Consider the following 15,127-nt stretch of genomic DNA (forward strand, 5'->3'; position numbering starts at 1 on the left):
CAAAGGACAAGACCCTTTAGTGTGTCACGCGCGCGGCCACTCGCCCGCATCGCGAATACGTGTTGAGGAGGCATCACTCATCGCGACATTGATAAAGCACCACGATGGCACACCGTGACGCCCCAAAAGCCGCGAGGCCCGCGCTGGTAATTTGGCATGTGCATAGGTCTGTGCAGCCACCGAATTGCGTGCGGCCCCCCGTGCACCGGGACGTGCAATGACCCCGACGGGTGTTGTCGCCATAATGCCGCGCCAATCCTGCCAGTGGTGAAACTGCGCGAGATTATCCGCCCCCATCAGCCACACGAACGTCACATCGGGATAAAGCGCGCGTAACGCATCCAACGTGGCCGCCGTGTACCGCGTTCCCGTATATGTTTCGATATCCGTCACCGTGACACGGGGATGATCCATCACATCACGCGCGCGCTTTAGGCGCATATCCATCGGGGCGGGTCCACGGTCCTTCAACGGGTTCGCAGGCGTCACAAGCCACCACACCGCATCCAATCCAAACCGCTTGAGTGCTGCGCGCGTAATATGGACATGCCCCTCATGGGCCGGATCAAACGATCCGCCAAGAAGGCCGATAACCTGACCACGGCGGGCCTGTGGGATTTGGTAGCGGTTCATAGACTGAGGGTTTGGCGCTGGATCACAGGGGAGTCAACGGGGAGGTTGATCTACAACCGGCGCGCTCTTAGGGTTCTCAGGTGGTTAATGAGGATTTGAAATGTATTTTAGTAAATTTGTAGGTATCGCCCTTGCTCTCGTTTTGGGTCCATTGAGTGCCCACGGTGAAACGGTGACGGGCGAATTGACCGCCGACAATCACTTCATGATTAACCTAAGCTACGGCAGCGGCCAAACCAGCACGGTTGTGCAGGCACTAGGGGGCTGGACATCTGTCGAAGACATCAGTTTCGACATTGATACGGCGCGTCTGGGAACATGCTCTGTACAGATTTTGGCATGGGACAACCCGCAATCCATGGTCAATCGCGCGGGCGGCCTGATCGGATACCTAACAGGAAACGCAGGTACCGTTGCAACGGGAAGCTCGATCATAACCCTCCATGAGACAGGGCAATCGGCAAGCGGCTTTGCAACACTGGCGACCAGTGACTTTGAGACATGGATCGCCGCATCAACAAACCCAGCGATCTCCGTCCTGCCTATTCTCGTGCCGCCAAACCCTTCGTCTCCGTGGGTGCCGCTCTCATTTTCAAACCCTCCGTCCAACTTGACGTGGATTTGGGATCGCCCCTTCCCACTGTTTGGCAACGATGAGATTCTCAGCTTTGTCATTCCGTGCGCCGCGCTCGTCACCGATACCCCCCCGACCCCGTTCGACGAAGATCACTTTTCTTGCTACAAGCCGATTAAACTCCAAGAGCCAAGTGAAAAGGTTGAATTGAAAATCGAGGATCAATTCGGCGAAGGCACCATTGTAATTGGCGACCCTGTGCTCCACTGCAACCCCTCTAGGAAACGCCACAACGGCGCCGAATTTGGTATTGAAAACAAAGAACGGCACCTTGTTTGCTACGAGATCATCAAACAATCTCCCGTCTATCCACCCGCCGTCGAGATCGAAAACCAAATTGGGACGAGCATCTACGCCTTCGATCAAGACCGCGAGATGTTTTGCGTTCCCTCATCCAAAGAGGAAATGTAGCGCTCCCACCCTTTCCCTGACGCGCCCCACAGGTTAAACCACCCCCCAAACCCACATTTCCTCCAACGGAGCGCATTCTCATGGCAGCCAATAAATTCGTCTACTTCATGGACGGCGTCACCAAAGCCTATCCGGGCGGCAAGAAGGTGTTTGAAAACATCCGCCTCAACTTCCTTCCCGGTGTGAAAATCGGTGTGGTCGGTGTCAACGGCACGGGTAAATCCACGCTGATGCGGATCATGGCCGGTCAGGACAAGGATTTCCAAGGCGAGGCATGGGCCGCCGAGGGCGCAAAGGTCGGCTACCTGCCGCAAGAACCCGAACTCGACCCCTCCCTCGATGTGCGCGGCAACGTCATGCTTGGCGTGGCCGAAAAGAAAGCCATCCTTGACCGCTACAACGAATTGGCGATGAACTATTCCGACGAGACCGCCGACGAGATGGCCGCGCTCCAAGATCAGATCGACGCCGAAAACCTATGGGATCTCGATAGCCAGATCGACGTGTCGATGGAGGCGCTGCGCTGTCCCGCCGATGACGCCGATGTCACGTCCCTGTCGGGCGGTGAGAAACGCCGCGTGGCCCTGTGCAAACTGCTGCTCGAAGCCCCCGACATGTTGCTCCTCGATGAGCCGACCAACCACCTCGACGCCGAAACCATCGCATGGCTGCAACAGCACCTGATCGAGTACAAAGGCACCATCCTGATCGTCACCCACGACCGCTATTTCCTCGACGATATCACCGGTTGGATTCTCGAACTCGACCGCGGCGCGGGCATCCCCTATGAGGGCAACTACACCGCGTGGCTAGAGCAAAAAGCCAAACGCCTGTCGCAAGAATCCCGCGAGGACAAGTCCAAGCAAAAGACCCTCGAGCGCGAACTCGAATGGATCCGTCAGGGCGCCAAAGCCCGCCAAGCCAAACAAAAGGCCCGCATCAACGCCTATAACGAATTGGCCGGACAGTCCGAGCGCGAGAAAGTCGGCCGCGCCCAGATCGTCATCCCCAACGGTCCGCGCCTCGGCAATAAAGTGATCGAAGTCAAAGGCTTGAAAAAAGCCATGGGCGACAAGCTCCTGATCGAAGACCTCGAGTTTTCCCTGCCCCCCGGTGGCATCGTCGGCGTGATCGGCCCCAACGGCGCGGGTAAATCGACCCTGTTCAAGATGTTTACGGGCGAGGAACAACCGGACGCGGGCACCATTGAGTACGGCGATACCGTCAAACTGTCTTACGTCGATCAGTCCCGCGACGACCTCGACCCCAACGCCAATGTGTTCGAGGCCATTTCGGACGGCCAAGACATCATCAAACTGGGCGATGCAGAGGTCAACGGCCGCGCCTATTGCTCCACCTTCAACTTCAAAGGTGGCGATCAACAAAAGAAAGTTGGCATCCTGTCAGGCGGCGAACGCAACCGCGTCCACATGGCCCGCCTGTTGCGCTCTGGCGGCAACGTCCTCTTGCTCGATGAGCCGACCAACGACCTCGACGTCGAAACCCTGCGCGCCTTGGAGGACGCACTAACGGACTTCGCCGGTTGCGCCGTAGTCATCTCCCACGACCGCTTCTTCCTCGACCGCATCTGCACCCACATCCTCGCCTTCGAGGGCGATGCCCACGTCGAATGGTTCGAAGGCAACTTTGAGGACTACGAAGAAGACAAGAAACGGCGTCTGGGACCGGATGCACTTGAACCGAAGCGCTTGAAGTACAAGAAATTCTCCCGCTAAGCGGGGGAATTTCCTTCAATCGCTGAGGGAACCACATGCAAAAGCGCCCTCGGGCGCTTTTGTCATGAGTGCGAGGCAGCGGGGCTTGCAAAGCAAACCCGCGTTCGCACCCCGTGGAGCATGGGCGGGGCGGAGCAACCGAAGCGCTTGAAGTATAAAAGATTTTTTGTCACAATTGAAAATGCATCAATCAATAACAGAGTGGTGCAGTGTTTTTTAAATGGTGGGTCGATGACAATTGAAGATCTCGTAAAAACAATTATTAATAGTAAAGTAAATAGCTTCGTCTATCACTTTACAGATAAATCAAACATTTCTAGCATTAAAATGGCAGGCGGATTGCTATCTAAGCAAGGGCAAGTCGAAAGTAGGGGACGGTTTTCGGCTACAAAACCCGGGGGAAATCCGCAAAGCAGAAACTTAGACGAATTATGTGGCATCTATGATGACGTAAGTTTGTGCCTCACTCGCAGCCACCCGATGGCTTGGAAAAAAGAATGGAAGGCTCGCAACCTAATCAAGTCTATATCGCCATTGACCCTCGGGTCCTATTCCTACCGAATGTTCGGATTGCACTCGGAGTAGCAAACAGCCCGCGAATTTCAAAAACTAGCCTCGCGGACGGCTTGGCGGGAGCTGATTTGGAATTGGTTTATTCATTTGTAGAAAATGCGCCCGACTTCAAAACAAGAATGACCGCGTGCGAAAAGATCGAAATTCTTGTACCTAAAATTGTTCCGTTACAGTTTTTGAAAACAACGCTTCCACCGAAGTGAGTTAGCAATGGCAATCCGACCAATCTTCATCCCCAAAAGCGGCACTGGCCCACTCGTGGAAACCGTCGAGGTCGACATCCATTGGCACGGAGGCTTTGCCGCACTTCAAAAACAGAAAAACATTCTTGCACTACATCAAAAAGCAAAGGAAATGGGTATTTCGCCGGTCCTTGAGATTTCAACAAAGTCTATGCAGGAAGTCGGTAAACGCCTCTCCGCATTCAATCTCAAAATTGAGGTGCATGGCGTCATGAAATCACTCGAGAGCGTATATCAGAGCTGTAAAGTTTTTGCCCGATCTGGTCAGCACGGATTGTTGATGGACTTGGACCCATTCCAAGCAAAAAAAGCGGTTCGTGAGTTGGGTCAAGGCGAAATAATCGGCTTCAATTTCGAAGGACGTGATTACGCGTCCGAACCTAAGAATGCATTTTATGATTGGCTCTACATTCGCGCCATTTCCCCACACGAAGAGTGGATCAAACGCAATCTCAACTTCGCGGCCTACTCGGATATTGAATTTACGCCCCATAAAAGCCTTAACTGTCAGGCGCGTGCAGTCGCGGAATTCCACGCGCTATCGATGCGAGATAGCGTCACCGACATCGTGCACAATTTCGAAAGATTTGCAGAGCTTTTGCGGTACTCACAACGACACGACGACTACATCCCCCGCGACTGACGCGAATGCAGATATCCGAACATCCCCAATCACTTCGCCAATCGCCACGCCTCCATTGCGTCATCGTCCGTTCCGCCGCGCGCCAAGGCCGCATTATACGCCGCGTATTTGCGGGCGGTGAGGTTGACCCCAAAGATTTGCATTTGCGCGTAGGTGCCCAAAATATGGTTGATGCGGGCTTGGTATCCCTCTCCTTGTGCGCGGAAAAATTTTGCGATGCTCTCATCAAGGCGCAGTGTTATTTTCACCTTGGCCTCCACAAGGTCGATATCTTGTTCAAGGGTGCTCCATGCCTGTGGCACGATCTGGGCCACGTCCCAATCCAGCGGGTCCATCTCGCCCAGACGTGCGGCGTGTTTTTGCAATCGCTCAAGAGCGATGCGTTTGGTTTTTGTCAGTTTCGGGTCGAAACGACTAAGCGGGGGGGTGTATCCAAATCGAGCCATGCACCCATCATGGCGCAGCAATGTTAAAACGTGCTAACTGGGGCGTGCGCAGGGTCCGACGAAAGGCCGACGAGACGCAGACGGGACGCCGACCCGTATTTGAGCAAAAAATCGCCCCAACACGCATGCCGCGCGATTTCACTATGCAAACGTCGAGAATCCTGTCATATGGACGTTGCTACGTTATCTCTATCGACCCTTCTGTTCTCCTTCAAAGGCTACAGTCATCGATCGACCACTGACTAAGCCAAGCCGCTACAATCACGTGAGCGGCACACAATCTAGGAGACACACGATGGCTAATGGCACCGTGAAATGGTTCAACTCTACTAAAGGTTTCGGCTTCATCGAGCCAGAAGGCGGCAACAAAGACGTGTTCGTTCACATCTCTGCTGTTGAGCGCTCTGGCCTCACAGGTCTTGCTGATGGCGCGAAAGTTACTTTCGACATCGAAGCTGGCCGTGACGGTCGCGAATCCGCAGTGAACCTCTCACTCGCATAAGCGTTTAGAGCGTCAAAGCTCAACGTTTTCAAAGAATTAGAAACGCCCGCGGGATTTGGTCTCGCGGGCGTTTTTCTATGTGCGGACGGGATGGTTTTGGGGATGCGGCGCGCCCGCAGGCACGCCAGACCCTACTATTTCTTCTTGACGAATTCAGTGAGGATCACGATCCGCTGGCCCTCAACGCGCCCCTCGATGTGGCCCGCATTGTCAGACACCAACGAGATGCCGCGAACGGCCGTGCCACGTTTCGCCGTAAACCCGCCGCCCTTGACGGGCAGGTCTTTGACCAACACAACCGTGTCGCCCGACGACAACACCGCGCCGTTGCTATCGCGGTGGATGATGTCCGGCCCCGCCGCCTTGGCCCACTCTTCGACCTCTGGTTCAAGGTACAACATATCAAGCGCATCAGACGCCCAACCCTCATCGCTGTGCCGCGTCAACAACCGCCAAGACACCACCTTAACCGCATCCCTTTCGGACCACATGGACGTGGCCAACACCTGCCAATGGCCATCAGGCACCGCCTCGCCTTTTAGGCCGCCAGCACAAGTCTCGCACAGCTCAACGGTATCGGTTTTTGGGACCACAGCGACACTGGACACATCGCCTGTTGCTCCACAAATTTCACATTCGGACATCATACTCTCCCACTGTTTGCGCGGACCGTAAGACTCGCGACATACGCGGGCAAGCGACAAACCGCCATTCCCGATCAAATCACGCTCTACCGCACTGGAATCCCATATCAAAACTCATCATAATTGAAACGCACCCACCTCTTGGGCGCAGAAGTGGGAAAACCTTGAATATCGTAAAATCCATTTTGTTATCTTGTGTTTGCCTCACATGCGCACATGCGGCCAATGCGTTTGATTTGCGCATTGATGCCGATGACACGCTCGCCTCCACTGTGCGCAGCGCGTCAGCCATCGCAACCGCAAGCGCAGAGTCTGTCACCGCCACGGATGAAATCATTGCGGCTGTCCAAGCGGACTATCGCAATATCCTCGGCGCATTGTACCGCGCGGGGTATTACGGCCCCACCATTTCGATACAGGTCGACGGGCGCGAAGGGGCGTCACTTTCATTGATTTCACTACCGCCAAAGGTCGAAACCGTTGTGGTTTCTGTCACGTCAGGGCCGCGTTTTTCATTCGGAGATGCGCAGGTCACTCCCCTTGCTGCGGGCACGCTCCTCCCCCCCGCGTTTTCGCGCGGCTCACCCGCCCTCGCCCCTTTGGTCGGCGCGGCAAAGGACGCGGCCATAGACGCATGGCGTGAGGCGTCCCATGCCAAGGCCGCTCTCAAAAGTCAGTCGATTGTCGCAAACCATCCGAAGAGCGAACTGGATGTTGCGCTGAGCGTTGACCCCGGTCCCGCCGCCACATTCGGCACACTTGAGGTTGAGGGCGATAGCGCCGTTCCCGCACGGCGTATCCGCAAAATCGCAGGCCTTCCCGAAGGTACGGCATTCACACCTGAGTATGTCGATCTGGCCGCCCGCCGCCTCCAACGCACAGGCACCTTTCGCTCTGTCACATTGCGAGAGGCTGATGAGCTAAACGCCGATAACAGCCTCGACATCACAGCCACAGTTGTTGACGAAAAGGATAACCGCATCGGCTACGGAGCGGAGATTTCATCCCTTGAGGGAGCAACACTGTCGAGCTACTGGATCGATCGTAACCTCACCCATGACGCGGACCGCCTACGCATTGACGCCGAGATCGCGGGTTTGGGGGGAAGCACGGGCATCGATTACAGCTTAGGCGCATCCTATCGTCGTCCCGCAACGTTCAACCCGAAATACACCGCACTCTTGAATGCCTCTGTCGCACGTTTGGACGAGCCTGATTATCGCTCGGACACAGGCGAATTTACGTTTGGCGTCGACGTTGAAGCATCGCGAAGCTCGGAGGTGTCGGCCTCACTCGGATATCGGTATTCCGATGTGACGGACGCCTTGGGATCGCGGAAATTCAATCACATCATTGTGCCACTCAATGGCGCGCGCGACACACGCGACAATCGTCTCGACCCCAAAGGCGGGACGTATTTAAACGCTGAAATCATGCCGTTCTTTGGTGTCAACGGCTCCGCGTCAGGCACCCATATCGTCGCGGATGGGCGCACCTATTTCACCTTTGGCGAGACGGACGGTGTCACCTTAGCAGCACGCGCTCAAATCGGGTCGGTCATCGGGGCGCAGTTGGCGCAAACCCCGCCAGACTTGTTGTTCTTTTCGGGCGGCGGCGGCACCGTTCGCGGGCAACCCTATCACGCACTTGGCGTACCTGTCGGTACAGACACCACAGGCGGGACAAGTTTCCTCGGCCTCTCTGGCGAGCTGCGCGCGAAGATCACGAACAAAATAGGCTTGGTCGGGTTTTACGACCTTGGCGCAATTGGCGCGGATGCTCTACCTGCATCAAACGCTGACTGGCATGCAGGGGCCGGATTGGGGTTTCGATATAACACCGGATTTGGTCCAATTCGCGTCGATGTCGCCGCCCCTGTTTCTGGCGATACGGGCGAAGGCATTCAACTTTACGTTGGGATCGGCCAAGCGTTTTGACCCGTTTCATCCTCATATGCGCCTGCGCCGCCCTTCCGCTTACGGCCATAGCCCAAGACGACGATGCCGTAATGCGGGACCGTTCACTGATCCAAGGTTTTTTGGAAGACAACCTATCAGGTGCGGGTCGCGACATTCGCATTGAGGGGTTTCGTGGTGCATTGTCATCGCAAGCAAAACTTGATGAATTGACGATCGCAGACGACGATGGAATTTGGTTCACGCTGCGCGATGCCGTGCTGGATTGGGACCGTGCGGCGTTGCTGCGCGGGCGCGTCGATATCAACCGGATATCCGCCGGCGAAATCATCATTGCCCGCTTGCCAAGCACAGATCCAAAAGCACCCTCTCCCGAGGCTACGCCCTTTTCGTTGCCCGAGTTGCCCGTCTCAATCTCGATTGATGCAATAGAGGCCGAACGCGTGTCATTGGGAGCACCTGTGTTGCGCATTGGCACGCACGTTGATCTATCCGTCTCGGGGACGATGCAATTGGCCGATGGCTCAGGGATGGCCACCTTGGACATCGCGCGCCTGAACGGACCAGCGGGCGCATTCAATGTCGATGTGTCCTATACAAACGCGACCGAACAGCTTGATCTCAATCTGGCCCTCACCGAAGGCAAAGGCGGGCTCATCGCCACCCTGTCCAATTTACCCGGCGCACCCGACATCGCATTGACCGCCGTAGGCTCCGGCCCCCTCGACGCATTTGTCACGGACATCACACTGGCCACACAGGGCCAAGAGCGCCTCAACGGGTCCATCGCCCTCAAGGCCGAACCATCCCAAGACGAGGGGGCACCGTCAGCACGCCGGTTTGTGGCCGATTTATCGGGTGATCTCACCCCCCTTTTCGCGTCTGACTATTCCGAGTTTTTTGGGTCATCAAGCCGCCTAGAGGCGCGCGGGATTTCATATCCGGACGGGCAATTTGATCTCGAACAGTTTGGATTGTCGACACAAGCACTCTCCCTTTCTGGCGCACTCAACGTGGCCTCTGACGGGCTACCCTCCGCCTTTGCGCTGTCTGGCACCTTGGCCACGCCTACGGGACGCGCCACGCTTTTACCCCTCACGGGCACACGCACCTTTGTGGACAAGGCCCAAATCGTCGCAAGCTATGATTCCCGCGCCGGCGATGCATGGTCAGCACGTGCCACTCTTGACGGGTTTGCACGCGATCAACTCAGAATTTCTCGCGTCGAGGTTGACGGCAATGGGACGATCGAACGCACACCACAAGCCGATGTATCGACCTTTTTGCGCGCCATTGCCGCAGACGTCGCGGTTGCCGTCACAGGATTTCAGACCGACAACGGCGCGCTCCAAGAGGCTATTGGTGATAGCCTAAGCGGGGCGGCAACACTTGCGTGGCAAGAGGGCGATCCGCTCATAATTGATCGCCTCGACATCACCACTGGCGCGACCGAATTTTACGCCTCGGGCAGTGTGGGCGGATTTGAAAGCGGGTTTGAATACAACGGCGGTCTTGTCCTAGACACCCCACGACTGGCACGGTTCGCGGCACTGTCGGGCCTTGCGTTGAGCGGTGCCACCGAAGTGTCCGCATCGGGTCGTATTGTTCCTCTGGCAGGGGCGTTTGACGTCTTTGTCGAAGGGACAGGATATGATCTCGCCGTTGGCGTGCCCCAAGCTGATGCTCTTTTGGGCGGCACCAGCCGGTTTGAATTGACGGCCAAACGCGACGAAACAGGCCTTACGTTAGAGGGTGCTGAACTCGATACACCCGCCGTAAGTGCACGCGCCTCTGGCACCGTTGCCGCGCAAGCGGGCGACATTACCGCGCGCATCTCTTTGGATGATGTGGCGCGCCTGAACACCGGACTGTCTGGGCCGTTGACCATAGATGCGACGATGACACACGGTGGTGCGACAACGCCGTGGACCACTCGCGCTGATCTGGTCGGACCTGGAGGCGCGACAGCGCGTGTTGCAGGCAGCATTGTCCAAGATTTCAAAACGGCCAACCTGTCCATTACTGGGCGCGCGCCGCTTGGACTTGCAAACACATTCACCACCGCCGCATTGGTACAGGGCACTGCGGCCTTTGATCTGGCGCTCTCGGGACCATTGACCCTGAATGCCCTCTCTGGACAGATCAGTATTACGGACGGCACGCGGATTGTTTTGCCAGACGCAGGAGTGATCTTAACCCTCTCGCCCTCACGCATTGATTTGGCGCGCAGCCAAGCAACGCTCAATGTTCTGGCCTCTCCCGAGCAGGGCGGGAGCCTTAGCGTCACTGGAACCGTTGGACTAACAAGGGGCCTGCCCGCAAACCTATCCACGACATTGACGAATTTTGCTCTCGAGGATCCCAACCTCTACTCAACCTCCCTGAACGGGACATTGACGTTGCGCGGTCCGCTCGTCGCTACGCCCACACTCGCAGGGACACTCACATTGGGGGAAACCGAGATACAGGTGGCCCCCTCCGCGTTGGGCGCAGGCGGGGAGATTCCCGAAATTGTACACATCAAGGCGGCTGCGTCAGTACAGGCAACCCGCGTCCGTGCGGGCGTGGTCAACACGGGCGAACAAGGTGGCAAGGCTTCAACCGTGGGCCTAAACCTAACCGTGCGCGCCCCAAATCAGGTCTATATTCGCGGGCGCGGCCTTGATGCCGAATTGGGCGGTCAATTGTCGTTGCGCGGCACAACCGCAGATATCATCCCCGTAGGCCAGTTCACACTGGTGCGCGGACGCCTATCCATCCTTGGAAAACGCATTGATCTTGATGAGGGTGAGCTGGCGGTCAGTGGGGATATAGATCCAACATTCCGCTTGGTCGGCGCGACCTCAACGGATGATCTCACCATACAAATCATCACCCAAGGCCGTATTTCCGCGCCTGAGCTGACCCTCACATCCTCGCCCGAGTTACCGGACGAAGAGATTTTGTCACAGCTGTTGTTTGGCCGTGCCCTGACTGAAATTTCCGCCCTTCAAGCCGCGCAAATGGCCGCTGCCGTTGCCACATTAACGGGGGGCGGGGGAGATTTGTCTGGCTCAATTCGCAAGAGTTTTGGCCTTGATGATATCGACCTGACGACCTCTGAAAATGGTGATGCTGCGCTAAAAGTCGGCAAATACCTGAGCGAAAAAATCTACACCGATGTGACCATCGACAGTTCCGGAAAATCCGAAATCAACCTGAACCTAGACGCCTCCAAAAATGTCACCGTCAAAGGATCACTATCGACCGATGGCAACACGAGTCTCGGTGTATTCTTTGAGAAAGACTACTAAGGATCAGGCGATTTCACGCCCCCTAAGGGCGCGGTAATTTTGCACTTTGCTCGACAAACGCAATGATATCTTTGGCGGGGCGCGCACCCGCAAGCCGCGCGATTTCTTTGCCGCCTTGATACAAAATCAACGCAGGGATGCCACGAATACCGTTTTTGGCGGACACGCTTGGATGCTCCTCGGTGTTGATTTTCGCAAAACGTGCGCGCCCTTTGAGTGCCTGTGCGGCCTTTGAAAACTCGGGGGCCATTTGACGACACGGACCACACCACGGTGCCCAGAAATCGACAATCACCGCCAGCTCGTCTTTCTTGGAGATTGCCGCAAGCGCCTTAGGGTCCAATTCCGCAACCTTACCTGATACAAGCGGCTCACCGCAGGTGCCGCATTTTGGGCCGGAGCCTAGCTTGCCCAAAGGCACACGGTTCATCTGTCCACACGTGGTACACGCAAGCTTCACAGCATCTTTTTCAAGGGCAGCAGTCATAGCAACCTCCATTCACATTCTCTCACTTGAATAAGTGAGGCGCGCAGCCGCAAAATTCAAGGCCCCGCACCTTTCGGGCGGGGCCTTTTGATCATTCAGCGGCTTCGATGTAACTCTCAACAGGTGGACAAGAGCAGATCAGATTTCGGTCGCCATACGCATTGTCGACACGGCCAACAGGTGGCCAGTATTTATCAACGCGGAACGAGCCAGGCGGGAAACACGCCTGTTCGCGGCTGTAGGGTCGATCCCATTCGGCGACCAAATCGTTGACCGTGTGCGGCGCGTGAACAAGCGGGTTGTTGTCGCGCGGCAAATCACCGGCCTCGATCGCCGCCAACTCGGAGCGAATAGAGAGCATCGCTTCGATAAACCGGTCTAGCTCTGCCTTTGTCTCGGACTCAGTCGGCTCAATCATCAACGTGCCTGACACGGGCCAAGACATTGTTGGAGCGTGGAAACCGCTGTCCATCAACCGCTTCGCAATATCGTCAACACCCGTTCCAGTGGCCTCGTTAATGGCGCGCGGATCAATGATGCACTCATGCGCCACGCGACCTTGCTTGCCTTTGAACAGCACAGGGAAGGCAGGCTCAAGTCGCGCCGCCATATAGTTCGCGTTCAAAATGGCGACTTTTGTCGCTTGCGTAAGACCCTCACCCCCCATGAGCATACAATAGGCCCACGAGATTGGTAAAATGGATGCGGAGCCAAAGTTCGCGGCCGATACCGGTCCGGTCGCACCGCCGCCCAAAGGATCACCCGGCAAGAACCGAGCAAGGTGGCTTTTGACGCCAATCGGCCCCATGCCCGGACCACCGCCGCCATGCGGAATGCAGAACGTCTTGTGCAAATTGAGGTGGCTCACATCAGATCCGATTTCACCTGGTTTTGCGAGACCGACGAGGGCGTTGAGGTTCGCACCATCGAGATAGACCTGACCCCCAAATTCATGGGTGATGTCACAGACGTCTTTCACCGTTTCCTCGAACACGCCGTGGGTCGAGGGATATGTGATCATACAGGCGGCAAGTTTGTCACCCGCGGCTTCGGCCTTGGCCCGAAAGTCCTCAACATCAATGTCACCATTTGCGGCAGATTTCACCACCACAACCTGCATCCCGCACATCTGCGCAGAGGCGGGGTTCGTACCATGAGCGGAGACCGGAATCAGGCAGATATTGCGCTCACCCTGCCCGTTTGCACGGTGGTACGCCATAATGGTCAAAAGACCCGCATATTCGCCCTGCGCGCCCGAATTGGGCTGCATCGACATGGCATCATACCCTGTGATCTCACACAATTTGGCGTTCAGGTCGTCGATCATTTCGACATATCCCTGCGACTGATCGACAGGCGCATAGGGGTGCATCGCGTTGAATTCCGGCCATGTGACAGGCATCATTTCTACGGCGGCGTTCAGCTTCATCGTGCAAGATCCAAGCGGGATCATCGCGCGATCAAGGGCGAGATCGCGGTCGGCCAAGCGGCGCATATAGCGCATCATTTCACCTTCGGCGCGGTTCATGCCAAAGATCGGGTGGGTCAAATAATCGCTGGTCCGCACCAACGTATCCGGAATGCCCAAAGCCGTAGGAGCATCATCCGCTTTGGCCTCGTGACCAAAGGCGCGCCACACTTTTTCGATAATCGCGGGGCCGGTCATTTCATCGACCGCAATGCCAATACGATCCTTGCCGATTTTGCGCAAGTTGACGCCCTCGGCCACGGCAGAGCGCAAGATAACCCCCTGCATCGCACCGACATTGACCGTGATCGTATCAAAGAACGCCGTGGGTGCCACATCGAACCCTTCGGCCTTTAACCCCTGCGCCAAGCGGACGGCATTAAAATGGATGCGCTCGCCGATTGCACGTAGGCCTGTTGGGCCGTGAAAAACGGCATAGAACGAGGCCATCACAGCCAACAACGCCTGTGCCGTACACACATTGGAGGTCGCTTTTTCACGACGAATATGTTGCTCGCGCGTTTGTAGGCTCAGGCGATAGGCCCGCTCGCCACGGCTGTCGATGGACACACCGACGATCCGGCCGGGCATCGCGCGTTTGATCGCGTCAGCACAGGACATAAACGCCGCGTGCGGACCGCCAAAGCCCATAGGAACGCCAAACCGTTGCGACGATCCAACCGCAATATCAGCCCCCATAGCACCGGGATCTTTAAGCAACGTCAGCGCCATAAGATCCGTCGCCATGATCGCAATGGCTTTTGTGCCGTGCAACGCCGTGATGTGGGATGTGAAATCACGCACCTCACCAAAGGTTCCCGGATATTGGAAAATCGCGCCGAACACTTTGGTCGCGTCCAGATCATCAGGATTGCCCACAATCACATCAATACCCAATGGGGCCGCGCGGGTTTTCATCACTTCGATGTTTTGCGGATGACAGTTTTCATCAATAAAGAAACGCGTCATCTTTGATTTGGAGACGCGCTGTGCCATCGTCATGGCCTCGGCGCACGCCGTTGCCTCATCTAGCAACGATGCGTTGGCTACGGGCAAACCCGTCATATCGCAGACCATCGTTTGATAGTTGAGCAAAGCCTCAAGGCGCCCCTGCGCGATCTCGGGTTGGTACGGCGTGTAGGCCGTATACCACGCAGGATTTTCCAGAATATTGCGTTGGATCGCGGGGGGCGTGGCGGTGCCGTAGTACCCCTGACCAATCAGCGAGGTCATGACCGTGTTACGCCCTGCGACCTCACGCATGTGATCAAGAACCTCATGTTCCGTCATTGGATCCCATGTCAAAGGCTCCAACTGGCGGATCGACATCGGAACTGTCTCGTCAATCAAGGTATCAAGAGACGCCGCACCAATCGCCTTGAGCATCTCGGCCATCTCGGCGGGAGACGGGCCGATGTGGCGGCGATTGGCGAAGTCGTACGGGTTATAAGTCGAGGGCGTGTAGGTCACGGGCAGCAATCCTTGCAATGTCGGGCCTG

12 protein-coding genes are annotated in these 15,127 nt (G+C 56.3%); 7 read left to right on the forward strand and 5 right to left on the reverse strand.

Going from position 1 to position 15,127, the window contains the following annotated elements; all coding sequences use genetic code 11:
* Positions 1-24: 24 nt before the first annotated feature.
* Entirely contained in the window at positions 25-633 is a 609-nt protein-coding gene (locus IMCC12053_RS13845) for a nicotinate-nucleotide adenylyltransferase (protein ID WP_062220041.1), read from the reverse strand.
* Between the two features lie 100 nt (positions 634-733).
* Between IMCC12053_RS13845 and IMCC12053_RS13850 the strand changes: the two genes are divergently transcribed.
* The 4 genes from IMCC12053_RS13850 to IMCC12053_RS13865 all read left to right on the forward strand — a co-directional run bounded on the left by IMCC12053_RS13850 (position 734) and on the right by IMCC12053_RS13865 (position 4,872).
* Positions 734-1,678 (forward strand): DUF7450 family protein, encoded by a 945-nt coding sequence (locus IMCC12053_RS13850; RefSeq protein ID WP_062220043.1) that lies wholly within the window; start codon positions 734-736, stop codon positions 1,676-1,678.
* An 80-nt stretch (positions 1,679-1,758) separates the two neighbouring features.
* Entirely contained in the window at positions 1,759-3,414 is a 1,656-nt protein-coding gene (gene ettA, locus IMCC12053_RS13855) for an energy-dependent translational throttle protein EttA (protein WP_062220045.1), read from the forward strand.
* A 497-nt stretch (positions 3,415-3,911) separates the two neighbouring features.
* Positions 3,912-4,190 carry a hypothetical protein gene (locus IMCC12053_RS13860; RefSeq protein WP_062220047.1) on the forward strand — a complete coding sequence of 93 codons (279 nt, stop codon included), beginning with the start codon at positions 3,912-3,914 and terminating at the stop codon, positions 4,188-4,190.
* A 7-nt stretch (positions 4,191-4,197) separates the two neighbouring features.
* Positions 4,198-4,872, forward strand: coding sequence for a DarT1-associated NADAR antitoxin family protein (locus IMCC12053_RS13865; protein WP_062220049.1), 675 nt, complete (start codon positions 4,198-4,200; stop codon positions 4,870-4,872).
* A gap of 29 nt (positions 4,873-4,901) precedes the next feature.
* On the opposite strand, the gene IMCC12053_RS13870 is transcribed toward IMCC12053_RS13865, so the two are convergent.
* A complete protein-coding gene (locus IMCC12053_RS13870; protein WP_062220051.1) occupies positions 4,902-5,318 on the reverse strand; it encodes a BrnA antitoxin family protein in 417 nt (138 codons plus the stop codon).
* A gap of 295 nt (positions 5,319-5,613) precedes the next feature.
* Here IMCC12053_RS13870 and IMCC12053_RS13875 point away from each other — a divergent pair, with 295 nt between their 5' ends.
* On the forward strand, positions 5,614-5,820 hold the full coding sequence (locus IMCC12053_RS13875) for a cold-shock protein (RefSeq protein WP_062220053.1): 207 nt from the start codon (positions 5,614-5,616) through the stop codon (positions 5,818-5,820).
* Positions 5,821-5,954: 134 nt separating this feature from the next.
* Here IMCC12053_RS13875 and IMCC12053_RS13880 read toward each other — a convergent pair whose 3' ends face one another.
* Positions 5,955-6,464, reverse strand: coding sequence for a PhnA domain-containing protein (locus tag IMCC12053_RS13880; RefSeq protein ID WP_062220055.1), 510 nt, complete (start codon positions 6,462-6,464; stop codon positions 5,955-5,957).
* 236 nt (positions 6,465-6,700) lie between these two features.
* Here IMCC12053_RS13880 and IMCC12053_RS13885 point away from each other — a divergent pair, with 236 nt between their 5' ends.
* Together IMCC12053_RS13885 and IMCC12053_RS13890 are read left to right on the forward strand one after the other, a co-directional pair.
* Entirely contained in the window at positions 6,701-8,401 is a 1,701-nt protein-coding gene (locus tag IMCC12053_RS13885; RefSeq protein ID WP_169775320.1) for an autotransporter assembly complex protein TamA, read from the forward strand.
* A gap of 71 nt (positions 8,402-8,472) precedes the next feature.
* Positions 8,473-11,673, forward strand: coding sequence for a translocation/assembly module TamB domain-containing protein (locus IMCC12053_RS13890; protein WP_062220059.1), 3,201 nt, complete (start codon positions 8,473-8,475; stop codon positions 11,671-11,673).
* A 22-nt stretch (positions 11,674-11,695) separates the two neighbouring features.
* Here IMCC12053_RS13890 and trxC read toward each other — a convergent pair whose 3' ends face one another.
* Positions 11,696-12,160: a thioredoxin TrxC gene (trxC, locus tag IMCC12053_RS13895; RefSeq protein ID WP_062220061.1), complete on the reverse strand. Its 465-nt coding sequence runs from the start codon at positions 12,158-12,160 to the stop codon at positions 11,696-11,698.
* Positions 12,161-12,251: 91 nt separating this feature from the next.
* A complete protein-coding gene (gene gcvP / locus IMCC12053_RS13900) occupies positions 12,252-15,098 on the reverse strand; it encodes an aminomethyl-transferring glycine dehydrogenase (RefSeq protein ID WP_062220063.1) in 2,847 nt (948 codons plus the stop codon).
* Positions 15,099-15,127: the final 29 nt, after the last annotated feature.

Origin of the sequence: Celeribacter marinus, assembly GCF_001308265.1 — a bacterium.
GTDB classification, from domain to species: domain Bacteria; phylum Pseudomonadota; class Alphaproteobacteria; order Rhodobacterales; family Rhodobacteraceae; genus Celeribacter; species Celeribacter marinus.

Bases quoted from the DNA above. Each gene is read 5' to 3' on its own strand.
- IMCC12053_RS13845 (WP_062220041.1), bottom strand. From the start codon at position 633: ATGAACCGCTACCAAATCCCACAGGCCCGCCGTGGTCAGGTTATCGGC.
- IMCC12053_RS13850 (WP_062220043.1), top strand. From the start codon at position 734: ATGTATTTTAGTAAATTTGTAGGTATCGCCCTTGCTCTCGTTTTGGGT.
- ettA (WP_062220045.1), top strand. From the start codon at position 1,759: ATGGCAGCCAATAAATTCGTCTACTTCATGGACGGCGTCACCAAAGCC.
- IMCC12053_RS13860 (WP_062220047.1), top strand. From the start codon at position 3,912: ATGGAAGGCTCGCAACCTAATCAAGTCTATATCGCCATTGACCCTCGG.
- IMCC12053_RS13865 (WP_062220049.1), top strand. From the start codon at position 4,198: ATGGCAATCCGACCAATCTTCATCCCCAAAAGCGGCACTGGCCCACTC.
- IMCC12053_RS13870 (WP_062220051.1), bottom strand. From the start codon at position 5,318: ATGGCTCGATTTGGATACACCCCCCCGCTTAGTCGTTTCGACCCGAAA.
- IMCC12053_RS13875 (WP_062220053.1), top strand. From the start codon at position 5,614: ATGGCTAATGGCACCGTGAAATGGTTCAACTCTACTAAAGGTTTCGGC.
- IMCC12053_RS13880 (WP_062220055.1), bottom strand. From the start codon at position 6,464: ATGTCCGAATGTGAAATTTGTGGAGCAACAGGCGATGTGTCCAGTGTC.
- IMCC12053_RS13890 (WP_062220059.1), top strand. From the start codon at position 8,473: ATGCGGGACCGTTCACTGATCCAAGGTTTTTTGGAAGACAACCTATCA.
- trxC (WP_062220061.1), bottom strand. From the start codon at position 12,160: ATGACTGCTGCCCTTGAAAAAGATGCTGTGAAGCTTGCGTGTACCACG.